We start from the raw sequence: 23,548 nt of genomic DNA on the forward strand, positions 1-23,548 counted from the left end.
AAACGTATGACGCATGTCAGCCGGGCTCTCCCTGCCATTGTCCGCTCCCCGGGCGGCGACGCAGGATCGGCGGCGGCTCGCCCCGACCGCCCCGAACACGGCAGGTGACACAGTTTGAACCTGGATTCCGACCCCATCGCAGTGCCGGCCCCTGCCCCAGGCAGCACCACCGGAGTCCGGCTCTACACCCGGGGGGGCATCGATCCCCAGTGGCTGGCCGGCGCCGTCCTCCCGGCCGTCCGGGTACTCGACGAGGAACTGAACGCGCCGGTGCTGTACTTGCGGCGGGGGTGGCTGCACGGACCGCATGTGGACCTGGTGGCCCGGCCGGCCGGAGGTGAAAGGGGAGCGGTGCTGCCCTGGGACGACCTCGCGGCGAAGCTGGACGCGGGGCCGCTGGCGCCGGAGAAGCAGCAGAGCGAGGAGGAGTACCTCGCCCGCGCCCGGGAGTTCGGCAGGCTGGAGCGGGTCGAGCCACCCTATCTGCCGATGCACCCGCACGGCCGGCTCGAATGGCTGGACGCCACGCGGACCGCCACCTGGCCGGAGCCGCTCAACGCCCTGTGTGACCTGGCGCTGACCCGGATCAACCGGCCGTTGACGGCGGTGGTCGCGGAGGCCGCCACGGGGGCGGGCACGCTGCCCACCCGGGTGGCCGAGGCGATGGTCGCGCTGGCGGCGGCCCACCACTCCGGCATCCCGTTCGGGGTGTTCTCGCTGCGCAGTCACGCCGAGGCGTTCCTCTCCTGGGCGGCGCCCCGCAAGGATGTACGGCCGGCCTTCGCGCGCCGTCTCGCGGGCGACGCACCGCTGCTGCGGGCCCTGGTACAGCAGACGCTGGAGGACACCTGCAGCCCTTCGGCGGCCCGCTGGCGCCAGGCGTTCCAGTACTGCATGGGGGTCTTCGACTCGGCCGTCGCGCAGGAGGTGCTGACCCTGCGGACGCTGGAGGAGCGGCAGGGCGGCTTCGACGAGCGCACGATGGGACCGCCCGGCCAGGAAGACGTCAGCGGTCGGCGGGGCAGCGACTTCCACACGACCGTGAACGCCTCCGGGGCCCTGGCCGGCACCACCGACTGGTTCGCCTCGTACCGGCTGTTGATCAACCTGTTCTACCAGCAGCTCCTGCTGCTCGACGTGGCTCCGCTGCACCGCTACTACCTGTGTTACGCCATCGCGGAGACCGTGGACGAGGTGCTGGGGGAATCATGGAGCGACCGCCTGTCCCGGGCGGCGGCCGGCTGGCCCGCCGGGACCGCCGCGTGAGGCCCCGGTGTACGGGCGAGGACGCCCCCGCCGGTGAGCCGCTGTGGATGCTGCGCATCAACCCGCTGCCCCGGATGCGGCTGGCGGACTCCGTACTGGCCGCACTGCTGGACGAGCTGTGCGGCGCCGAGAACGAGGTCGAGGCCGCCGCGGAGGTCTGCTCCGCGGAGCTGCACCAACTCATCGGCGCGACCTCCGACCCCGGCGAGCGCGGCCCTCTGATCAGGCTGCGCCGGGACATCCACAACGACCGCGTGCCGCGCACCGAGGACGATCCGGTGCCCGCGTTGACGCGCTGGCGGGCCGCCCGCGACGCGCGGGACAACCTGCGGGAAGCGCTGGACCGGGAGTACCCGCAGGCCGTGGACCGGGAACGGAAGCGGCTGGCCGGACTCCTCGCCGATGACGACCTGAGGCGTTCGCTCGCCCTGGTCGCCCCGGAGGTGGCCGCCGGCGCCGACCGCTACCGGGCCGCCCTGGAGGGCGGCGGGAAGCTGTCCGCCCGGCTGCGGAAGTCCGAACGCGGCCTGGTCCAGTACGTCACCCGCGCCATGGTCCGTACCAGTCCGCTCTCCCGGTTCACCGCGGTGGGACTGGCCCTTCCCGACCCGCAGGGCGTCGCGCTCGGTGACGTGACGCCCGTCGGCGCGGTCCCGGTCGTCGGACTCGACCGGATCATGCTGCACTACGTTCTCGGCGGGCTCCGGTTCGAGGCGGCCCCGGACCGGCCGCTGGGCCCCGAGGACTGGGTGCAGCTGCCGCCGACCTCGGAGTTCGGGGCGGGGCGCGAGAAGCTGATGTTCCTCCAGCCCGCCGGGGGGGTCATTCGCCGGCTCTCCGTCCCGGTGGCGGGACCGGTGCGTCCGCTGGTCGACGCCGTCGCCCTGGGCGCCAGGCAGGTGTCCGCCGTCGTGGCGGAGGTGGCCGGGGAGCTGCGCTGCCCGGCCGAGGACGCGCTGACCGCCATACGCGGTGCCGTCCGCGCGGGCATCCTCTGCCTCAGCGACGGCCCGGAGGACGGCGCACTGCCCTTCCGCACGATGCTCGACCGCCCCGGCTGGCCCAGCACCCCGCTGCTGGCGGAGGTGGACCGACTGCTCCCCGAGGTCGGCGCGGCCCCGGCCGAGCGGCGGGGCGCCGTACTCACCCGGCTGCGCGGCACGCTCGCCGACCTCAGCCACCGCGCCGCCCGGCCCGCGCAGGTACTGGTCGAGGAGGACTACGTACTGCCGTCCCTGACGGTGGACACCGCCCCTTGGGGCGCCGCCCTGGACGACATGGCGGCGGTCGTGGAACTCCTCTCCGTCTTCGACCGGCTGCACGACATCCGCGCCGTGCTCTCCGCGATCTTCGTGGAGTGGTACGGGGCGGGAGCCGAGGTGCCGCTCGTCGAGCACGCCGAACGGATCGCCGCCGAGGTGTACCGGCGGGGCGGTTCGCTGGACGGCGACATCCCGCAGGACGGCGGCCCGGCCGACGGCTCCCTCGGCCGGCTGCACCAGCTACGGCTGGATGTCCTGGCCCGGATGCGGGAGCTCCTCACCGCCGCCGGGCCCGATGCCCGGGAGGTGGTGCTGTCCGCGCGGGAGGCCCGCGGTCTGGTCGCCGGACTACCCGACCGCTTCCGGCGGGACCCGCTGGCGTACGGGGTCCTCGTACAGCCCTGGCGGGACCGGCTCGTCTTCAACGACGCCTACGCCGGGCACGGCATGCTCTACGGCCGGTTCCTCGGCGCCGACCGAGAGCTGGGCGGCCGGGCCCTGCCGTATCTGGCGGACCGGCTGCGGCGGCAGTACGGGGCGGACGGCCGGCGGGTCGCCGAAGACCGCGGGCTGCACCGGCTGAACGTCAACGCGCACGCCCAAGTCCTGCCGGACGGCATCGACGCCGACGGCTGGTCCTCCCTGCGCCTCGCCCACGACCCGGCCACCGACGCGCTGTGCGTCCGCGACGCGGAGGGCCGCGATCTGCGGGTGCTGACCCTGGGCAGCGGGCACCCCGAATTCCTGCCCGTCCCGGTGCGCATCGCGGCCTGGCTGGTCAGCGGCGGGCGGCTGATGGAGGACTTCGTCGGCGACTGGCAGGCGTCGGCGGGCGGTCCGGGCACCACCACCCGGGCCTGCCCCCGGGTCCTGGTGGGGCGCGCGGTGCTGGCCCGGCGGCGCTGGTACGGCGGGGCCGAACTCGCCGAGGCCGTCGCCGCCGACCGGGAGGAGACCGACCGGCTCCGGGCGCTCGCCCGCTGGCGCACCCGGCACGGGGTACCCGCCGAAGTGGTCCTCAAGACACCGCTGGAGGCCACCTACGGAACCGAGGCGCTCCAGGCTGCCGCCGCGCTCGGTTTTGGCGCCGAGGAGCACCGCAAACGGCAGAAACCCCAGTACACCGATCTGGAGAGCGCCGTGAGCGTACGTGTGCTGCCCCGGCTCATGGACCGGCGGAGCCCCGGCTATCTCGAAGAGGCCCTGCCCGCCGTGGCGGATTCCCGGCACGCGGCGGAATGGGTGGTCGAGATCGCCCGGACCGCCGGCGCCCCCTTCACCTACGGAGGAAAGACCGCATGACGATGAGGTCACGGCCGTATCTGCACTACGCACCGGTCCCGGGAGGCCTCTATTTCAGCGGGCCGCACACCCAGTTCGTCATCCTGGGGCCCAAGGTGCTGCTCACGGTGGCGGACGTCTGCGTCCCTCTGCTGGAGACGGGCACCACGGAGGACGAGATGGTGACGGCCCTCGGCTCGGAGCGGGCCCGCCCCGCCGTGCGGAGGCTCACCGACGAACTGCGCGCCCGCGACCTGCTGCTGGACCCCGGACGGTTCAGCGCCGCCGCACCGGTTGTGGAGACCCGGGAGCGCTTCGGCGAAGCGCTCACCCATCTGGAGGCGTTCAGCGACGACCCGTACGCCGCGTTCGCCGCGTTGCGCGCCGCCCGGGTGCTGCTGTACGGCCCTTGCGCGGCCGTGCTGCCCGCGGCGCGCGGGCTGGCGAGGGCGGGCGTGGGGCGGCTGGTGCTCGCCCCCACCGATCCGCAGGACGCGGTGGCCACCGCCCGGCGGCTGGGCGCCACGCTGCTCACGGACGGATTGGACGGCCCGGACATCGTGAACGGCGTGGACGCGGTGATCTGGAGCGCCGAGGGCGCCGGTGTCACCGAGGCCGCCGCCCGGCTCCTCGGGTTCCCCGCCGGCGTACCGTTGGTGCCCGTACGGCTCGGCTCCACCGCACTGGTCGGCCCGGTGGTGACCGGCGGGTCCGGCGTGGACACCGCCGACGCGCTGGCGGCCCGTGCCGAGGACTGGGCCACGGCCCAGGAGACCGGGCCCGCGCCCCGGCCCGGCGCCGACGCGCTGGCGGGAGCCCTGGCCGGACAGCTGGTGTTCGAGGTACTGGCCGGTGTCGGTGCCCCGGGCCGTGCGCACGTCGTGCACGGAGAAGATCTGTCCGCGGACGTGCTGCGTACGGCGGGCGACGACGCGCCGGAGCCCGCCCCGGCTCCGGTGAAGACCGGGAACGCCGTGACGGTGGACCCGGCGCTGCGGGGTGTCGTCGCCCCGCTGTCCGAGCCCTGGACCGGGCTGCTGGAGCTGACCGAGGGCGGCGACCTGCCGCAGCTCCCGCTGGCCCTGCGCGAGGCGAGGCTGCCCGGCCGCACGGGGGCCAAAGTCATCGGCTGGGCCGGGGACCAGCAGGGCGCCACCGTCGCGGTCGCCCTCGACGCGCTGCGCCGACTGGCCGGACCGGACGGCGCATCGGCGGTGGGTGCCGCGGGGACCACCGAGGAGCTGTGGCTGCTGGACGGCGCCCTCCGGCTGCTGACGGGGCACGCCGTACCGAGCGGACGGCCGGTCCCCGAGCGCCTGCTGCCCGGTAGCCGGGTGGTGCGTCGCGCCCTGGCCGAGGAGCACGGCCTCCCGGTGGCGGTGCGGCTGCTGGAAGTACCCGGGGTCGGCTGGGCGCTGGCCCGAGCGGTGCACGCCGAGACCGGGGAGCCGTGCGGGCACGGATGGGGGCCGACCGCGGAGGAGGCCGTGCACGGTTGCCTCGGTACGGTGCTGGCCCGCCGCGTCGCGGACCGGATGCGGCCCGGCGCCGGCGTCGCGGACGTGCACACCGGGGCCCTGCGCACGGCGGGGACGGAGGCGCTGGCGCGGCTGCGCGCGGAGATCGCCGCCTGCGCCGGGGCAGGCGTCCTTCCCGGGGAGCCGACGGGGACGTCGCTCCGTTCCGACCCGGTGCTCGGCACCCTGCCGGTCTTCTTCGGCCCGGTCTCGCTGGACCCCGCCCCGGGCCCCGTCCATCTGCCGTCCCCCGAAGCCCCGGCGCACGCCGAGGAGACCGTACATGCCTGGTGAGACCACGACAGCGCCCGCCCCGCCGTCCCGCGGCCCGGACGCGGAGGTGCTGACCGGTCCCGACCTCGCCGGGCCCGCCGCTGGAGAGTGGGCGGAAGCGCTGCGCCCGCTGGCCGCCGTCCTGCCCGGCACGCTCTCCCTCAACCGCGGCTGGAACGCGGACTGGGAGCAGGCTCGGGTGGACGCCGCGTCCGCCGCCGACCGGGCGCACCTGTCGGTCCGGCTGTTCGGCGGCGAGGTGCTGATCGGTCCCTACTGGGTCCCCGGCGCGGAAGGCGGCTGCGCGGGCTGCGCGGAGCTGCGCTCCCGGGTGGTCGCCGACCATCCTCTGGCGGCCGACCCCCTGCGGCCGGTCTCCCGCCCCGCGATGCGTCGTCCGTTCCTCCTGGAAATGCTGGCCCCCGCCCTCCGGAACCTGGACGAACGACCGCTGGAGGCCGGTGAGTTGTACGCGCTCGGCGGGCCTTCCTCGCGCCGCCATCTGGTACGGCGCAGCGCCCGCTGCCGGGTCTGTGCAGCCGACCCGGACGGGCTCGTCCCGGCCCCGCCCGCCCCGCTGCCACCGCGCCGGGTGCCCGCCGACCCGAACGGGCCGACGCGTGGCGCGGACGGGGCCCGGTTGCTCGGGCCCGGCCGGCTCCGGGCACGGACGGTGGACCCCCGGTTCGGGCCGGTCGACCGGGTCGTGCGGGAGGCGATGCCCCCGTACGCCATGAGCTTGGCCTCGCTGCCGGACTCCCTGGCCATGGGCTTCGCCCGCGCGGGAACCTTCGCCGACGCGGAGCCGGTCGCCATCCTGGAGGCGTACGAGCGGCTGGGCGGCTTCCCCCACGAGGCGGCCGTCATCGGTCCGGTCAGCCACCGCGAGGTCGCCGACCGGGCGGTGGACCCCGGCACCCTCGGCCAGTACACCGAGGAGCAACTGGCGCACCCCGCCAGCCGGGTCACGCCGTACACCCCGGACACCCCGATGGACTGGGTGTGGGCCCGGGACCTGCACGGCGGGCCGTCGCTGCTGGTCCCGGCGGAGATCGGCTTCTACCAGTACGACCACAGGTTCCGGCGGGCGTACGACACGGTGCGGCGCAGCGACCCGCGCGAGCGGACCTTCCACTTCCACGACTCCTCCAGCGGCTGCGCCCTGGGCTCGACGCCGGAGGAGGCGGTGCTGCACTCGCTGTTCGAACTGGCGGAGCGGGACGCCTTCCTCAACGCCTGGCACCGGGCGGCCCCACTGCCGACGATCACGCTCTCCTCCGTCACCGATCCGGCCTCGCAGCGATTGCTGGACCTGATCGACGCCCGCGGCTTCGACGTCCACCTGCTGGTGGCGACCGACGACATCGACCTCCCGGTCATCTGGTCGCTCGCGGTGAACCGGGAACGGCCTTTCCCCGCCTGTTTCTCCGCCGCCGGCTCCGGCGCCGACCCGGCAGCCGTGGCGCGCACCGCCCTGTGGGAGCTGACGCAGCTGGTCACCGACCCGGTGACCTGGACCCGCGAGGACATCGAGCCGATGTTCGCCGACCCGTGGCTGGTGGACCAGCTGCACGACCACCTGAAGCTGTACTCGCTGCCGGAGGCGCTGCCCCGCGTCACCTCGGTGCTCGGCGGGCCCGCAGTCGCCCTGCGGGACGCGTTTCCGGCCTGGCCACACCGGTTGCGGGACGCGGCGGGCGGCGATGTGCGCCGGGCACTGGACTTCACCGCGGGACTCTTCGCGGACGCCGGCCTCGAACGTGTCCTGATAGTGGACCAGTCCACCGTCGAGCACCGGGACCTGGGGCTCGCGGTGGCCAAGGCGGTCGTGCCCGGCATCACGCCGATGTGCTTCGGCCAGCCCCAGCAGCGGCTGGCCGGTCTCCCCCGGCTGGCGGCCGCACTCGCCGGCACTCCGGCGGAGCACCGCACGGCGCCCTACGACCCCCACCCGTTCCCGTGACCGCGGAGGCAGCTGTGAACGTACCGGAAGCACTCGCACCGCACGAGGCGGGCCCGGTGCCGGAGGACGCGGACACCATGGCCCGCGACCGGATGTGGTACCTGTTCACCGCCGGGGCCGACCGGCCCGCGGTGCCGCCGATGCCCCCGGACGCCGAGCCGCCGCCCGATGTGCCGGTCTCCGAGCTGCCGGTGGCCCCCCGGCTCCCCGGCACCGCCCGGCTCGACAACCTCACCGCGCTGCCCTCGGGAACGGTCGAGCTCCTGGAGGACGCCCCGTTCCCAGCGGGCCGGATCACCGGCGTGCCGGAGGACCGGGCGCTGGCGCACGCGCTGGTCGCGGCGTTCGGGGTGCAGCGGCGCGAGCCGGAGAACCCGTTCAACGACCACCGGGGCTACGCCTCGGTGCGCGCCAAGTTCCCGGTGCAGGTCCTCGTCAACAACCGGGGCAGGCGGCAGGTGTTCGACCCGTACCGGCGGGCGCTGGCCGACTTGTCCGGTGCCTCGTCAGCGCCCTCGACGGCGCGGGAGGTGCTGCTGACCGGGCGTTTCACCCGGCTGCCCGCCACGTACCGCTGGTACCGGGGCTCCCTGGTGCAGCTGGAGCTCGGCATCGCGCTGCGCGCGGTGTGCATCGCCCTCCAACTGCTGGGGATCCCGGCCCGGGTGCGGCTTCCCGGGCCCGGTGCCCGGGAACGGCTGGCGGAGTTCGGCCTGACGCCCAGCTGGGAGTGGACCCTGCCCGTGGTGGTCGAGCTGTCCGGCACCGCCCCGGCCGGTCCGGGCCACAGTCCGGACCCGGCCGAGGCGGTGCCGGACGCGGTGATGGCCGATGTGGTGGAGATGAACCGCGCCCAGCGGTTCCCCGCCGCCCCGGCCCCGGTGGACACCGCCATCCCGCCCGGCACACCGGACACCGGCCTGTCCTGGGCGGAGGTGCTGTGGCGCCGCACCTCGGGCCGGATGCCGCGCGGCTTGTTCGGGAACAACGCCCGGCCGCGCCCCGTACCGGGCGGGGTGCTGGACACCGCGCGCGACTGGCTGCTGACGCCCCCGCCGGGTGCCGGGCTGCGGGCGGCGGCCGGTGCGCTGCGGGTCACCGCCGTCACCCAGTCGGTAACGGGCCACGCCGACGGGGTGTACGAGGTGACCTCGGCGGCGTACACCCCGCGCGCCACCGGCCCCGGCGTGCCGGCCCGGCTGGAGGAGATCTACGGCTACCCGCTGGCGCCGGGCAACGGGTGCGACGTGCGGCACGCGTCGGTGCTGTGGTTCCTGTCGTTCCGGCCGCGGGAACTGGCCGGGGAACTCGGCATCAGCGCCTGGACGGCCGTGCAGTACACCTGCGGCTGGGCCGTGCACGGACTGACCCTGGCAGCCGCGTCGGCGGGCCTCTACGCGCGCCCGGTCCGGGCGTTCCGCGAGGCGCCCACACGCCGCGTCCTCGGACTGCCGACCGACGAGATGGTCGTACTCGCAGTGATCAGCGGGACGTCGCGGTTCAGCGGCCCGCTGCTCGACCTCCGGCAGTGACGAGATATTGGAGACAACGACGGTGCAATTGCAGTCTTCCACCACCGGGAGCGCGGCGTCCCGGACAGCGCACTGGCTGTCCCCCGAGGCGACGGCCTCCCGCGAACCGGGCCCCGCGACCCAGTGGCGTTCCTGGCACCTCCATCTCGGCTCCATGGCGCGGTCCGCGCACGACAGGGTGGTCACCGAGGTGATCGGCCCCGCGGTGGACCTCTTCCCCGACCGCCCCTGGTTCTTCATCCGCTACTGGCAGCACGGGCCGCACCTGCGGCTGCGGCTCGCAGGGCTGACCGCCTCCGAGGCGGCGCGCACCGAACGGCTGCTCCAGGACCGGCTCGGCCGCGCGGCCCGGCTCCGGGAGGGCGAGGAACCCATCGACCGGGACGCGTACCTGAGGCACGCCCGGCAGCTGTCCGTGCTGGAGGAACCGCACCGCGGCGCCCGGCCGGCCGGCCCCCGGGACCCGGGCATGTACCAGGACACCTATGTGCCGGAGGTGGAACGGTACGGCGGCCCCGCCCTGATGCCCGCCACCGAGCGGCTGTTCCAGCTCTCCAGCGAACTGGTACGCGCCTTCCTGCCCCGGCTGCCCGACTCGCGGTCGCGTTCGGCGATGGCGCTGCGGGCGGCCATGTCCGCCGGTACGGCGCTGGGCGGCCCGGCCGACCAGGCCATGTTCTACGCGCGCGGACTGGACGCGCTCCGGCAGATGATGGGGGCCGGGTTCCGGCTCTCCCCCGAGCAGTTGGACCGGCTGTGCGGATCCGGCGCGGGTCCCGGGAGGCGCCCGGCCACCGCACCGCCCGCCGTGGACCCGGCCCAGCACGGCCCGTTCGGGTCCTGGCACACCCTGCTCTGTGACCTGGCCGACCGGGTCCGCACGGAAGGCACCGCCGAACACCCCGGGGAGATCTTCTTCTCCCACGTCCACATGCTGCACAACCGGCTCGGGCTGACCATGGCCGAGGAGCTGCAGACCTACGCCCGGCTGGTCCACCTCTTCCCGTTCGCGGAGCCCGGTACCGCCGACGCCGTTCCGCAGCCGGCACCCAAGGAGCACTGATGGCACGAACCCTGCTCACCGCAGCAGACCCTCCGGCCGCACCGTCCGCCGACGCGCCCCCGGTGGCCGTCCGGACCGTGGGAATGTCCCGGTCCTACGACGACAAGACCGCGCTGCACCCGATCGACCTGGAGATCCGCGCCGGCGAACTGGTCGGCCTGCTGGGGCCCAACGGCGCGGGCAAGTCCACGCTGCTCAGCCTGCTCGTCGGGCTGCGTCGGCCGTCCTCGGGCCACTGCGAGCTGTTCGGCGGCGACCCGCGCAGGCCCGTGCACCGCAGGCTCATCGGGGTGACCCCGCAGGAGACCGGGTTGCCGCCCACGCTCCGGGTCGGTGAGGTGGCCGACTTCGCCGCCGCCCACTACGAGAACCCGGTCCCCCGGGGAGAACTCCTGGACCGCTTCGGTCTGCTGGACAAGGAGCGCCGCCAGACCGGCGGGCTCTCCGGCGGCGAGAAGCGCCGCCTGGCGGTGGCCCTGGCCTTCGTGGGGCGGCCCCGCATGGTGTTCCTCGACGAGCCCACCACCGGCCTCGACGTGGAGACCCGCCGCACCCTGTGGGAGGTGATCCGCGCCTTCCACACCGAGGGTGGCACCGTGCTGCTGACCAGCCACTACCTGGAGGAGATCGAGCACTTGGCCAACCGTGTGGTGGTGCTCACCCGGGGCCGGGTCGCCGCCGACGACACGGTGGACGCGCTGCGCGGGCTGGTGCGCGCCCAGCGGGTCAGCCTACTGGCCGACGAGGTGCCCCCACTGCCCGGCATCCTCACCTCCGAGCGCATCGACGGCCGAGTGCATCTACTGACCCCCGACGCCGACGCGCTGGTGCGCGATCTGATCAACAGTCGGGCGCCGTTCTCCGGGCTGGAAGTCCGCTCGGCGACGCTGGAAGAGGCATTCCTCACCCTCGCGGACGAGGCCGGGGCCGACGACGTCCCGGCCGGCGCGCCCGCAGGGACGACACAGTTGGGAAGTGGCCCGTGGCGATAAGCACGCCGGAGACGGCAAGCAGTTCCGATGAGGCGCCCGCCGGCCTGCTGCCCGGCGCGGCGGAACCGGACCAGGGGGTACGCGCGGCCCTGCGCACCCAGGTCCGGATGGCCCTGATGCACGCGCGCTACCAGCTGCTGCGGACCGTGCGCATCCCGATCGCGCTGGTGGGCACGGCGTTCTTCCCGGGCGCGTCGATGCTGTTCTTCGTCGTCCCGGCCACCGGCGACGACCCCGTGGGTGCCACCTACGCGACGGCGGCGATGGTGGTCTTCGCGACCATGATCAGCAACCTCTTCGGACACGGCATCGGTGTGGCGGAGGAGCGTCAGCACCCGTGGGACCTCTACACCCGCACCCTGCCCAGCGGGCCGGGCCCGAAGTTCGCGGGGCGACTGCTGGCCGGGCTGCTCACGATGGTGCTGTCGATGGTCCCGCTGGTGGTCATCGCCGCCGTGGCGACGGAGGCCACCACCACGCTCCTGGGCTTTCTGACAGGCCTGGTCGTGGTGGTGCTCGTCTCGGTCCCGTTCACCCTGATGGGGTTGACGATCGGCTACCTGCTGCCGATCCGGGCGGCGTTGACGGTCGTTCAACTGACGTTCTTCCCGCTCGCCTTCGCCGGTGGGCTGTTCTCCGGGCCGGGCCGGGCGCCCGGGTTCATCGAGACGATCGCGCCCTTCACCCCGACTCGGGGCGCCGCCGAGCTGATGTGGGCGGCCGTGGGCGACTACGACCTGAACCCGGTCACGGTCGTCTCCTTCGTCGCGTGGACGGCGCTCCTGGCCGTGCTGTCGGTGTACGCGTACCGGCGCGACGAGGGCCAGCGCTTCCACTGACCCGGCCCCGCGGGCCGGCGTCGAGGAGGGGGTGACGGCCCGCTCGGGCCGTCACCCCCTCCTCGAGGTGTTACGCGGTCGGCTCCGGGAGCGGCGCGCAGCGGTCGGCCAGCTCCCGCAGCAGGGCCTCGGTCTGCGCCGGGTTCCGGGCGAGGCCGTAGACCCGGCAGTCCGGGCGGATGACGGCCGCCGTCGCGCCGAGCGACCCCAGCCAGGCCCGCAGCGGCTCGTCGGCGGTGTCCCCAGGCCGCAGCCGGCGCAGCCGCAGCCGCCAGCGCTCCACGCGCGCAAGCAGGCCGGAACCGTGCAGCGCGGCGGGATCGTCAGCCGTGAGCAGCACCAGGTCCGGGCCGAGGTGCCCGGCGGTCCCGAGCACCGACGGCGGCACCGGCAGCCCCGCGCCGGGGCCCGGCATGCCGTCGTCGCCGCGGTGGTACAGGCCCCCTTCCGGGGCGTGGACGCCGGGCTGTGCCGGGCGGGCGACGTCCGCGTCCGGCCGCGCCGCCATCGCGTTGTCGCGGTGTGCCGCGGCGGCCGGATCGGTCAGGCAGATCATCCGGCCGAGCGCCACCGACCGGTCGATGCTGCCCTGGGCGTGCGGGCGGCGCTCGGCCTCGTAACTGTCCAGCAGCTCCGGGCGCGCGGCGCCGGCCAGCACCCGGTCCAGCTTCCACGCCAGGTCGTCGGCGTCGCGTATGCCGGAGCACATGCCCTGTCCGGCGAACGGCGGCATCTGGTGGGCGGCGTCCCCGGCGAGCAGCACCCGCCCGGCCCGCCAGCGGTCCGCGTTACGGGCGGTGAAGGTGTAGACGGCGTGGCGTTCCAGCGTGGCGTTGCCCGGTTCGACACCGAACAGCCCGAGCAGCCGCCAGGCGTTCTCGGCGGTGCCGAACGTGTCGGGGAGCTCGCCCGGCAACCGCATGAACTCCCAGCGGCGGTGCCCCGGCCCGGCCGAGACCGCCACCCGGGGGCGCGCGGGGTCGGCGATCTGCACATTGCACGGCGGGAAGTCGGCCGGGCGGTGCGGTGTCACATCGCAGGCCATCCAGTCCAGCGCGAAGCCCACGTCGCTCAGCTCGGCCCCCACCGCCTCGCGCACCATGCTGTTGGCGCCGTCGCACCCGACGACCCAGCGGGCCCGCAGCACCCGCTCCGGGCCGCCGGCCGCGCGGCGCACCGTGAGGTCCGCACCGGTGTCCCGGGCGGCCAGCCGGACCGCCTCGTGGCCACGCAGCAGCCGCAGGTTCGGGATCCGCGCGGCGCGCCGCTCCAACGCCTCCTCCAGTCCCGGCTGGTACATGGAGGTGGAGGCGGGCCAGCGGTGGGCGGGGTCGTGGCCCAGCCCGATACGAAGCAGAGTGCGGCCCGCGGCGTCGGTGACCACGTAGTCCTGGGAGGGTTCCCCGAACGTGCTCAGGTGGGGGCCCACCCCCGCCGTGTCGAGGATGCGGGCGGCGTCGGCGTCGAAGGCGACGGCGCGGGGCATCGGGTACGGCCGGGGCCATCGTTCGACGACCGTGACCTGCCACCCGCGCTGAGCGAGCAGGATCGACAACACCTGGCCGACCGGGCCGAACCCGACGACGAGCACATCGGCGGGGGCCTCCTGTGAAGCCGGGGGCGGCGCAGCGCTCAACTCTCAACTCCCTTCCGGGGAAAGCCGGAAACGTGGCCACGCTAGTCCTCGTTCCACGCCGCGCAGCCCCGCGGAACCCTCTTCGGGCAAGAACGTGATGAATGTCAGGGCGGCCCGGACAGCCGTTGTCCCGGCCGACAACCGGCTGCCAGCATCAGCGCGTCATCGAAGCGCTCTGCACGAGCATTGGAAGGGATCAATCATGAGCACTCTTGCGAACGAGACCCCGGTCGGCGACCTCTTCGCCTCTTTCGACATCGCTGAGCTGGAGGTGCTGGAGGTCTCCGACAGCGTGGGCCTGCCGGAGATGGGCGCGAGCTCGTCCAGCCTGAGCGTCTCCTCCGAGGCGGCGTCCGACATCAGCCTCTGCTGCTCGTCCTCCTCCTCCACCTGCTGCTGCTGCTGATCTCAGGTGCCCGCGTACCGGCCCGCCTTCCGTGCCGGTGCGCGGGCCCGTTCCCTCGCACGTCCCGGAGAGGAGCCCTGTGAGCGCTGGTCCCCCTGTGCGGATACCCCCGTCCTGGGCGCGGCACGAGCACTACGCCTTCCGTCTGCTGCACGCCTGGACGGAACGTCCGGACGCTCCGGCGGTGTACTGGTCGGGGCAGTGCCTCACCGCGCGGGAGAGCCTGTCGTCCGTCCTCGACACGGCTGCCGCGCTGCGTGACTCCGGTATCGCCCCGGGCGACACGGTCGCCCTCCTCACGGCGGCCAACCACCCCACGGCACTCTTCGCGCGGTACGCCGCGCACCTGCTGGGCGCGGCCGTGGTGTCGGTCCGCGCGGCCAACCCCCGCAGCGACGCCGAGATGCTTCCGTCCGAGGTCCAGGCCGAGGTGCTGCGGGACACCGGCAGTCGTCTCCTGGTCGCCGACGAGACCACGGCCGTACGCGCGGCCACGCTGGTGTCGCCCGCTCTGCGCGGCCTGGTGCTGCCCGCCCCGGGGAGCACCGCCCCCCAGGCGGGCGACGCCCTGGCCGAGGTGCCCGAGGGCGCGGGGTTCGGCCCGGACGGGATGGCGCCCTACGACCCCGAAGCGCGCGCCCGGGTCACTTTCACCAGCGGGACGACCGGGCTGCCCAAGGGCATCCTCCAGAGTTACCGCACCTGGAACGCGACGGTCGGCGTCTACCCAGCTGCTCCCGGCCCCGACGGCCCGGGTCGTATCCTGGCCGTCACCCCGATCAGCCACACCGTGGGCTCCATGGTGGACGCGGTGCTCGCGGCGGGCGGCTGCGCGGTGCTGCACGAGCACTTCGACGCCGACGAGGTGCTGGACGCCTTCGGCCGCCTCGCCGTGACGGACACGTACCTGGCGGTGCCGCACCTCTACCGGCTCACCGAGCGGCTCTCCGTCGGCGGCCGGCCGGACCTGTCCGCGCTGCGCCGGGTGGTGTACAGCGGCACCCCGGCCGCGCCGCACCGGATCGCCGAGGCGCTGCGCTGGTTCGAAGGCCCGCTGTCCCAGCTGTACGGCTCCTCCGAGGCGGGCGGCATCTGCGGCCTGGACCGGCTGGACCACCAGGAACCGGAGCTGCTGGGGTCCGTGGGCCGGCCGTTCCCCTGGGTCGGGATGCGCCTGCGCGACCCGGAGACCGGGAGGGACGTCCCTCGGGGCGCGAGCGGCGAGGTGTGCGTGCGGTCCGCGACGGTCATGGACGGCTACCTGGACCGCGACCCGGCGGAGGGCAGCACCCCGGACGGCTGGCTGCGCACCGGTGACCTCGGCCACCTTGACGTGTACGGCAGGCTCCGGCTGACCGGCCGCCTGGGCCAGGTCGTCAAGAGCGGCGGGCAGAAGGTGCATCCGGTCGCCGTGGAGCGGGTCCTGACGGAGTATCCGGCCGTGCGGCAGGCAGTGGTGTTCGGGGTGCGGGACCACGACCGGGTGGAGCGGGTGCACGCGGCGGTGTCCCTGTACCCGGGGAGCGAGGGCGACGACGCCCGGCTGCGGGCTCATGTCAGGGCGCGGCTGGACTCGGCCCATGTGCCGGTCCACATCAGCCGGTGGAGGGAGCTGCCGCTGAACGACAGCGGCAAGCCCGATGTGCGGTACCTCCGCGGCCTCGCGCAGGCGGAGATCAGCGAAGTCGACGTACGGGAAACCGCCGGGGAGAGGGAAGCAGTATGACGCCATATCTACATTTCGCCCGTGAGATGCGGCTCGGCAGGCTGTTCCGTCACGGGGACGGCCGACTCCTGATCACCCCGCTGGATCACTCCGTCACCGACGGCCCGGTGGTACCTCGCGGCAGCACCATCGACCGCCTCACCGGCCAGCTGGCTGCGGGCGGTGTCGATGCCGTGGTCGTCCACAAGGGCGTGCTGCGGCACATCAGCCCGTCCCGCTTCGCCGGTATGTCGCTCGTCGTGCACCTCAACGCGAGCACTCGGCACGCGCCGGACTCGGAGGCGAAGTACCTGGTGACCGCGGTGGAGGACGCGCTGCGGCTCGGCGCGGACGCGGTGAGCGTCCACATCAACATGGGCTCGGCGGACGAGCGGCAGCAGATCGGGGACCTGGGCCGGGTGGCGGACCTGTGCGACCGCTGGAACCTCCCCCTGCTCGCGATGGTCTACCCGCGCGGCCCCGGTATCAGCAATCCGCAGGCCCCGGAGCTGGTGGTGCACGCGGCGACGCTCGCCGCCGACCTCGGCGCGGATGTGGTCAAGGCCCCGTACGCGGGAAGCGTGGCCGAGATGCGCGACGTGGCCTCCGCCTGCCCGATCCCGCTGCTGTGCGCGGGCGGCCCGCGCTTCGGTTCGGACACCGAAGCGCTGGCGTTCGTCAGGGACGCCCTGCTCGGCGGCGCCGCCGGGGTCGCGATGGGGCGCAACATCTTCCAGGCCGCCGACCCCCGCCGGATGGCCGCCCAGGTCGCCGCCGTCGTGCACGGCGAGCCCCGGCTGCACATGGCCGACGAGACAGAAGGGCAGTGTGATGAACGGACAGAAGCTGTGTTGGCTTGATATCCGTGGCGCCGGTGCCGCCGGACCCGCGATCATCGAGGAGGCCCTGCACCAGCGGACCGACGGCATCGTCGCCGGTGACCTGCAGACCCTGGCCGACCTCCCGCCCACCATCCGCAAGGTGCTGCTGCCCGGCGGCGACGGCTGGTGGTGCGACGAGTGCTTCCCCGGCGCGGCCGACATCGTCATCCTGCCGCCCGGCTTCACCGGCCGCGCCGAGCTGGAACAGGCCCACCCCGAAGTGGAGTTCGGGCGCCTGGTGGAGATTACCGACGCCGCCAGCCTGGAGGAGGCGTGCCACGCGGCACGGACGGAGCGCTGGAGCGTCCTCGACTTCCGCGACCCGACCAAGATCCCGCTGGAGATCGTCATCGCCGCCGCCACCGGCTCCAAGGGCGCGATCGTGACCACCGCCGCCGGCCCCGAGGAGGCGGCGATCACCTTCGGGGTGCTGGAGCTCGGCTCGGACGGCGTGATGATGCCCGGCCGCTCCGTGGGCGACGCCACCGCGCTGATGGAGGCGGCCCGCTCCTCGGCCGGCGAACTGACGCTGACCGAACTGACCGTCACCGCGACGACGCACATCGGCATGGGCGAGCGGGCCTGCGTGGACACCTGCAGCCAGCTCGGCGAGAGCGAGGGGCTGCTGGTCGGCTCCTACTCCAAGGGCATGGTGCTGTGCGTCAGCGAGACCCACCCACTGCCCTACATGCCGACCCGCCCCTTCCGGGTGAACGCCGGCGCCGTCCACTCGTACGTGGTCGCGCCGCACGGTCACACCAACTACCTCAGCGAACTGCACGCGGGCGCCCCGGCACTGGCCGTGGACGCCAGCGGACGAACCCGCGTGGTGCCGGTGGGCCGGATCAAGGTCGAGACCAGACCGCTGATCTCGGTCGACGCGGTGTCACCGGAAGGGGTACGGGTCAACCTCATCCTCCAGGACGACTGGCACGTACGGGTGCTGGGCCCGGGCGGCGTGGTGCTGAACTGCACCGAACTCGCACCGGGCGACACGCTGCTGGGGTACGTCCCCACAGCCGACCGGCACGTCGGCTACCCCATCGACGAGTTCTGCCGCGAACAGTGACCGGCGACCACGGCACCCCGCGACCTCCCACCGCCGCCCCGGACCACTCGTCCGCCGTGGCGGTGATCGGCGGCGGTATCGCGGGGCTGACCCTGGCCCTCGCCCTCCGGCGCGAAGGGGTGGACTGCACCGTCTTCGAGCGGAGCCCGCAACCGGCCGAAGTCGGAGCCGGACTCCAGCTCGCACCCAACGCCACCCGGCTGCTGCACCGCCTCGGCGTCGCCGAGGCGCTCCGCGCCATCGCGGTCCTCCCCCGTGCGCTGCGGATACACGGCTGGGAGGACGACCGCCCGCTCGCCACCACCGCACTCGGCGCCGCCTGCCTTCGCGGTTACAGCGCCCCCTACTACACGGTTCACCGGGCCCAACTGCACCGCGTACTGCGGGAAGCGGTCGGTGCGGGACCGCTTCGTACCGGGCACCGGCTGACCGCCCTGACGGAGGACCCCGACGGAGTGTGCCTCGCCTTCGCCTCCGGCGCCCGGCACCGGGCCGACGTGGTGATCGGCGCGGACGGGGTCCACTCCGTGGTCCGGGCCTGGCTGGCCGGTGACGCGCCGGTGTTCTCCGGCAGCAGCGTCTACCGCGGCCTGGTCCCGGCCGACCGGCTGCCCTGGGAGGCCGGCGACCCGGAGGTACGCGTCTGGCCCGGCCCCGGGCGCCACCTGGTCTGCTATCCGGTCTCCGCAGGACGCGAAGTCAGCTTCACCGCCACCGTCCCCACGGACGCGGCGGGCGAGGAGTCCTGGACGGTCGAGGGCGACCCGGCCGAACTGGCCGCCGCCTACCGGGGCTGGAACCCGACGGTCACCCGGCTCATCGCCGCCGCCGACACGGTACGCCGCTGGCCCCTGCACGACCGCGAGAGCCTGCCCGGCTGGGTGACCCCCCGGGTGGCCCTCTTGGGCGACGCCGCCCACCCCATGCTGCCCTTCCTGGCCCAGGGCGCGAACCAGGCGATCGAGGACGCGGTCACCCTGGCCGTATGCCTGGGCCGGGCCGCCGAGGCCGACGCGCCGTCAGCGCTGCGCCGCTACCAGGAACTCCGCCTGCCCCGCGCCGCGTTGGTCCAGCGCGGCGCACGCGAGGCCACCCGTTTCCTGCATCACCGGGATGCCCCGGGCCCGGGCCGCCCCCACCCGACCGGCGCCGCCGCGGATCCGCACGGCCTGGCGGGGCTGCGGGCCATGGGATGGCTCTATGGACACGACGCGGAGGCGGTAGCGGCGGGAGCGGCAGGGGGCCGTCCACTGGGCGGGCGACGTCATAGCCCGGCCCCGCCCGCCTCATAACCAGCTCTGTTCCATGGCGATGCGGGCAGCATCGAAGCGGTTGCGGGCCTGGAGTTTACGGATGGCGGCCGACGCGAGGTTCCGCACCGTGCCGACCGCCAGATAGAGGTCCCGGGCGATCTCCTTGAGTGAGGCACCCGAGGCGGTCAGCCGGAGCACATCGGTCTCCCGGGCGCTCAGCGGACAGTGCAGCGACACCGGCTGGGCGACCAGGAGACCGGGGTCCATGGTCAGACAGCCCACTGCGGCCCCGCGTATCGCCCCTATCAGATAAGGCAGCTCGACCTGCCGGGACACCACGCTCAGCACCCCGGCGCGGATCGCCTGATCGGTGAAGTCCGGCGAGGACCGATTCGATACCAGGGTCACCCCGCACTGCGGCTGCGTCGTACGCAACTGCTCCAGGACGGCCAGCACCTCCTCGTCCACGGTGCCCGTCTCGACCACCACGACGGTCGGCTCCAGCCGCGCCACCGTCGGCAGCAGCTCGTCGCGCTGCTTCGCAGCCCCGACCACCGAGAAGTCGACCACAGTGTCCAGGTATTTCGCCATCACCTCAACGGACAGTGCGTACTCTCCGGCCACGACGATGCGGATGCTCATGCTTGTCCTCCCCCCATGCCCCCGAAAGCAAGACCTTGAGAGGGTCACGCACGCCACCCGGGATGGCTCGTAGTGCCCCCTCAAAGGTCTCATGAAGATAATATGTAAACCTGTGAAGTGTTCATGCAAGGATGGGAAATCCAGGGGGCTGCCCGAAATAATCGCACACGGAAGGGCCGGGGCGTAACGCAGTGAACTCACCCGCTGACACAACGTGTCGAACTTCCTGAACGCACACGTCGTCACTCCGCGCAACGCGACTCACCGTTGCACTCATGAGCGCCTGCACCGATGTCCGAAACCGACTCCCAGCGAAGTCCCGACATCCTGGCCGCCGGCCTCCGCAACAGCAGGAGCGACCTCCGGCGCAATGCCGAGGACATCACCAGCCGACTCTCGTCGTCTTCGAGCGCGGTCACCACCGGACGCAGGTTCCCCGGTCGTGGGGGACGGAACCCCGAGCCCCGCCCCCCTTCGGCCGCCGACTCCGCGCGTGGGGACGCGGCCCCTCCACGAGGAACAGTTCCGGCCCCGGCCCGCCGTGCGGGACCTTCTCAATGCGTCCGCCGGCCGGTTCCAAGCCGTGCCGCTTCGCACAGTTGACGACGCGTCGCCACTCCGCGGTCTCGTCGTCATCGGGATCAGCGATCCGGACGCGGCCCTCGGTGACGAGCCGCTCGATCAGCCCCCGTGCCGTCGCCCGCCGGGCTCACGCGACGGGCCGCTCGCCATGGGGGGTGCCAGGGTTGACCGGCACCGCCGGCTCACTGCCGTGCGGAACCGAAGGACGCCCGGCGGCAAGGGGGTCCCCCTGGGATTTTCCTGGGACTTCCGGCCGCATCAGCCGGCACGAGCGCGGAAGAACCGAACGGTCATTCGCGCGGGTCAGCGGCCATCACGCGCCCATCACGGCAGGTCACGGCGCCCGCTGGTCTCTTCCGGGACATTTGACCGGCAGGGTGGCGTGCCCCCTTGGAGGCAAGGGGACACGCCACCTCAATGCGCCCACTGCCCTGCGGATACCTACCTTCACAGCCCTCCACTGGTCACTGTTGTCTTTCAGCACCTTGTGTCATGCATGTGCAAGATAATTTTGACTAGCTGACGATACGTCAGAGTCAGCAACCTGAGTGCCCGTCAGTCTTTACGGAGGGTTGTCGCCGAAGCGGCCTCGCAACGTCCGATGTCGTGCGTTTCACGTCGGGCCGACGAGTTGAACCGCTACCCGCCTACGGCCGGTGAGCAGGCCGGGCTCGACCTCCGAGCAGCGCCACCAGCGTCTCGCGCTTGTCGGCTTTCGCGCAGGTACGAGGAATGGAAGTCCCCCGCAGGCAGGCCGTGTCAGCCAGTCAAACATCGTGATCAACGGCCACCGCAGGGAGTGCGGCTTGATCGATTTGACTATGCGTCACAGCGCCTGCCAACGTTCTGCATCCCGGAACAACCGGGAACAACTGGGGGGTTGGCAATGGGACGTCATTACACCGCGTCGAAAAGTCGTTCGCAGGGGCGAGACGGATGGTCTGTGATCTTCCGGCACCCGAGTCGACTTGATCCAGCGACCGGTAAACAGGGGCGGCGTGTCCGACGAGGACTGGGAACGAGCGTCGACGAGGAGGCTGACGCCCTCGTCGACCAACTGAATCAGATCCTTCGGGACGAAGGACTGTGGGAGTCGCATGCCCGGTCCAAAGCAATCGCGCTGTACGACCAGCGGATCGTCGATGTCTTCTACGACGGGCTCGAAGCCACCCGCACAGACTTCAGAGGACTGCGCGAAGAATTTCTGCCTCTGCCGACCTTGGCTGATGGATACCCCCATGTCCTCCTGTTGGGTACGACGGGTGCCGGGAAAACCACAGCGGTCCGGCAACTGCTCGGCACAGATCCCGGCACCGAGCGATTCCCGTCCACGTCGACAGCGAAGACCACGGTGGCCGATACCGAGATCATCCCGACGGAGGATGGTCCTTACCAGGCTGCGGTCACCTTCGCCGCTCGCGATGAGGTGATCGATCACCTCACGGACAACGTGTCCTCCGCCGCATTGGCGATCTTCCAGGGGAAGTCGAACAGCGAAGCGCTGAGGCGACTTCTGGATCACGTGAACCAGCGCTTCCGGTTCAGCTACACACTCGGCCGGCCGACGCTGACATCCGATGACGACGACATGCCCGATGACGAGGACGAGACGGACGAGGACGCGACTGCGCTCGAAGCCGACGAACTCGCCGCCATCGACAGTGACGCGACCGCCGCCATGCTCATCACGGCCGTGGCCGAGCTGCGAAGGTTGGTGGCGGAACAGAAGCAGGGTGCCCTTGCGGACCTGCAGCCGCAGGCGGGTGACGACGAGCGCGTCATCGAGGAACTCCTGGAAGAAGTACTCGACTCCTCGCTCCGCCAGCTGGAGGAGTTCCACACCATCGTCGACAACATGCTCCACGAGATCGAACTCCGTTTCGCACTCCTCACGGAGGGCGAGCTCCGGCGCACGCGTCAGGGGTGGCCGCTCACCTGGACACTGTCGACCGAGGATCGTGGTGCGTTCCTCAAGTCGGTCACGTGGCTTTCCAGCAACTACGCTCCGCTCTTCGGCCGGTTGCTCACGCCACTCGTCAACGGTATCCGAGTGGGCGGGCCTTTCACTTCCTCGTGGGCAGATGCGCCCCAACGGATGGTCCTCATCGACCTGGAGGGTCTGGGGCATACGCCGAAGTCGGCGTCCACGCTCTCCACCGATCTGGCCAAGCGGCTCGACGAAGTCGATGCCATCCTCCTGGTGGACAATGCCACCGCTCCCATGCAGGCAGCCCCGGCCGCGGCTTTGAAGTCCATCGCCGTTTCGGGGAACACGAGCAAGCTGAGCTTCCTGTTCACCCATTTCGACCGCATGAGAGCCGACAACCTTCCGAGCTTCGCGGACCGGGAGGAGCATGTTCGCGCCTCGGCGGAGAACATGCTCAGCTCCATCGGGGAGGAGCTGGGTACGACAGCAGAGCGGGGAATCCGACGGCGACTGGAACAGCGCTGCTACTTCGTCGGTGGAATGCACAAGCCGCTACGTCCCGTCAGCAACAGTGCCAGACGCACCATCAGTCAGCTCGAGGCCCTGACACGACAACTCGCCGAGGGTGAGGAATCGGTGCCACTGGGGCCGGCGAAGCCGGTCTTCGACCGGATGGATCTGGCCCTCGCCGTGACTAAAGCGGCGAGCACCTACCGTGCTCGATGGCGTGGGCTTCTCGGTCTCGAGTCGAACTCAAAAGAGCATTGGACGCGGATCAAGGCCCTTTCCAGGCGGCTCGGTGAATGGGGGTGGGACGAGTACGACACACTCAAACCTGTCGCTGAACTCCGCAATGAGCTGCAGGTGCAGATCATGTGGCTGCTTGAGCGTCCCGTACGCTGGGAGGGGGAACCTCCGACCGGTGAGCAGCGGGATGCGATCGTCGAAGAGATCAGCAGCGCCATCACCAGCAAGATCTACGCTCTGACGGAAAAACGCATTAAAACGGACGTTCAGAGTGCCTGGCTGGATGCCTACTGCCAGCAGGGGAAGGGCTCCACCTTCATTCGGGCGGAGATCATCGACTCCGACGTGCTGGAGCGTGGCGCTCCCATCCCCACCGCCACCCCGTCACGCGATGGGAATGACCTGCTGCATGCCATGTCCGCTCTTGTGGACCAGGTGATCGAGGAACAGGACCTGTTCCGCTGGAACGGTCATCGATCCTGAATCCCCTCCTGGCTCCCCGCAGGCCCGTCCCAGTCAGTTCCGGAACGGGCCTGCTTTGCCTTCGCTCGACGGCCGTGCAGCCCTGTGATCTTGCACTGCGTCAGCGACGACCAGGGCGGCCACATCGAGCAGTTCGCTACCAGGCGGAACGCACCACCGGTCGAGCCGGAGCACCGCCAAGCGCCGGGCGAGCCCGGCCGGCGGCAGGAACAGATCGCTGGGCGGGTGC

The 23,548-nt window shown here is 72.6% G+C and carries 16 protein-coding genes; 14 read left to right on the plus strand and 2 right to left on the minus strand.

The window, feature by feature from the left end:
* The first annotated feature begins 114 nt into the window (after positions 1-114).
* From ACZ5C2_RS28800 to ACZ5C2_RS28835, 8 genes are read left to right on the plus strand one after another with little or no spacing between them, the layout of a single operon-like run.
* Positions 115-1,266, plus strand: a complete 1,152-nt coding sequence (locus ACZ5C2_RS28800; protein ID WP_468797625.1) for a hypothetical protein — start codon at positions 115-117, stop codon at positions 1,264-1,266.
* Positions 1,209-3,830, plus strand: coding sequence for a lantibiotic dehydratase (locus ACZ5C2_RS28805; RefSeq protein WP_468797628.1), 2,622 nt, complete (start codon positions 1,209-1,211; stop codon positions 3,828-3,830). The genes ACZ5C2_RS28800 and ACZ5C2_RS28805 overlap by 58 nt, the downstream gene beginning before the upstream one ends.
* Positions 3,827-5,620, plus strand: coding sequence for a hypothetical protein (locus tag ACZ5C2_RS28810; RefSeq protein WP_468797631.1), 1,794 nt, complete (start codon positions 3,827-3,829; stop codon positions 5,618-5,620). Before ACZ5C2_RS28805 ends, ACZ5C2_RS28810 begins: the two co-directional genes overlap by 4 nt.
* A complete protein-coding gene (locus ACZ5C2_RS28815) occupies positions 5,610-7,562 on the plus strand; it encodes a TOMM precursor leader peptide-binding protein (RefSeq protein WP_468797634.1) in 1,953 nt (650 codons plus the stop codon). The genes ACZ5C2_RS28810 and ACZ5C2_RS28815 overlap by 11 nt, the downstream gene beginning before the upstream one ends.
* Positions 7,563-7,576: 14 nt before the next feature.
* A complete protein-coding gene (locus tag ACZ5C2_RS28820) occupies positions 7,577-9,094 on the plus strand; it encodes a hypothetical protein (RefSeq protein ID WP_468797637.1) in 1,518 nt (505 codons plus the stop codon).
* Between the two features lie 28 nt (positions 9,095-9,122).
* The gene (locus ACZ5C2_RS28825; protein ID WP_468797640.1) at positions 9,123-10,157 is read left to right on the plus strand and encodes a thiopeptide-type bacteriocin biosynthesis protein; all 1,035 of its coding nucleotides are present in this window, start codon (positions 9,123-9,125) and stop codon (positions 10,155-10,157) included.
* A complete protein-coding gene (locus ACZ5C2_RS28830; RefSeq protein ID WP_468797643.1) occupies positions 10,157-11,149 on the plus strand; it encodes an ABC transporter ATP-binding protein in 993 nt (330 codons plus the stop codon). The genes ACZ5C2_RS28825 and ACZ5C2_RS28830 overlap by 1 nt, the downstream gene beginning before the upstream one ends.
* On the plus strand, positions 11,140-11,988 hold the full coding sequence (locus tag ACZ5C2_RS28835; RefSeq protein ID WP_468797646.1) for an ABC transporter permease: 849 nt from the start codon (positions 11,140-11,142) through the stop codon (positions 11,986-11,988). The genes ACZ5C2_RS28830 and ACZ5C2_RS28835 overlap by 10 nt, the downstream gene beginning before the upstream one ends.
* Before the next feature lie 70 nt (positions 11,989-12,058).
* On the opposite strand, the gene mhpA is transcribed toward ACZ5C2_RS28835, so the two are convergent.
* Positions 12,059-13,624, minus strand: coding sequence for a bifunctional 3-(3-hydroxy-phenyl)propionate/3-hydroxycinnamic acid hydroxylase MhpA (gene mhpA, locus ACZ5C2_RS28840; RefSeq protein ID WP_468797649.1), 1,566 nt, complete (start codon positions 13,622-13,624; stop codon positions 12,059-12,061).
* Between the two features lie 202 nt (positions 13,625-13,826).
* On the opposite strand from mhpA, the gene ACZ5C2_RS28845 reads away from it, so the two are divergent.
* The 5 genes from ACZ5C2_RS28845 (at position 13,827) to ACZ5C2_RS28865 (ending at position 18,977) form a co-directional block, all read left to right on the plus strand.
* Entirely contained in the window at positions 13,827-14,030 is a 204-nt protein-coding gene (locus tag ACZ5C2_RS28845; RefSeq protein ID WP_468797652.1) for a thiazolylpeptide-type bacteriocin, read from the plus strand.
* A gap of 79 nt (positions 14,031-14,109) precedes the next feature.
* Positions 14,110-15,756 (plus strand): class I adenylate-forming enzyme family protein, encoded by a 1,647-nt coding sequence (locus ACZ5C2_RS28850; protein ID WP_468797655.1) that lies wholly within the window; start codon positions 14,110-14,112, stop codon positions 15,754-15,756.
* A complete protein-coding gene (locus tag ACZ5C2_RS28855; RefSeq protein WP_468797658.1) occupies positions 15,753-16,595 on the plus strand; it encodes a 2-amino-3,7-dideoxy-D-threo-hept-6-ulosonate synthase in 843 nt (280 codons plus the stop codon). The genes ACZ5C2_RS28850 and ACZ5C2_RS28855 overlap by 4 nt, the downstream gene beginning before the upstream one ends.
* Positions 16,567-17,685 carry a 3-dehydroquinate synthase II family protein gene (locus tag ACZ5C2_RS28860; RefSeq protein ID WP_468797661.1) on the plus strand — a complete coding sequence of 373 codons (1,119 nt, stop codon included), beginning with the start codon at positions 16,567-16,569 and terminating at the stop codon, positions 17,683-17,685. The genes ACZ5C2_RS28855 and ACZ5C2_RS28860 overlap by 29 nt, the downstream gene beginning before the upstream one ends.
* Positions 17,682-18,977: an FAD-dependent oxidoreductase gene (locus ACZ5C2_RS28865; RefSeq protein ID WP_468797664.1), complete on the plus strand. Its 1,296-nt coding sequence runs from the start codon at positions 17,682-17,684 to the stop codon at positions 18,975-18,977. The genes ACZ5C2_RS28860 and ACZ5C2_RS28865 overlap by 4 nt, the downstream gene beginning before the upstream one ends.
* Here the strand turns inward: ACZ5C2_RS28865 and ACZ5C2_RS28870 are convergent.
* Complete coding sequence (locus tag ACZ5C2_RS28870; RefSeq protein WP_468797667.1) at positions 18,972-19,580, minus strand: helix-turn-helix transcriptional regulator; 609 nt, start codon at positions 19,578-19,580, stop codon at positions 18,972-18,974. The genes ACZ5C2_RS28865 and ACZ5C2_RS28870 overlap by 6 nt on opposite strands.
* 1,525 nt (positions 19,581-21,105) lie before the next feature.
* Between ACZ5C2_RS28870 and ACZ5C2_RS28875 the strand changes: the two genes are divergently transcribed.
* On the plus strand, positions 21,106-23,319 hold the full coding sequence (locus ACZ5C2_RS28875) for a hypothetical protein (RefSeq protein WP_468797669.1): 2,214 nt from the start codon (positions 21,106-21,108) through the stop codon (positions 23,317-23,319).
* Positions 23,320-23,548 lie beyond the last annotated feature (229 nt).

The sequence above is a fragment of the Streptomyces sp. NPDC031365 genome, from assembly GCF_055569765.1.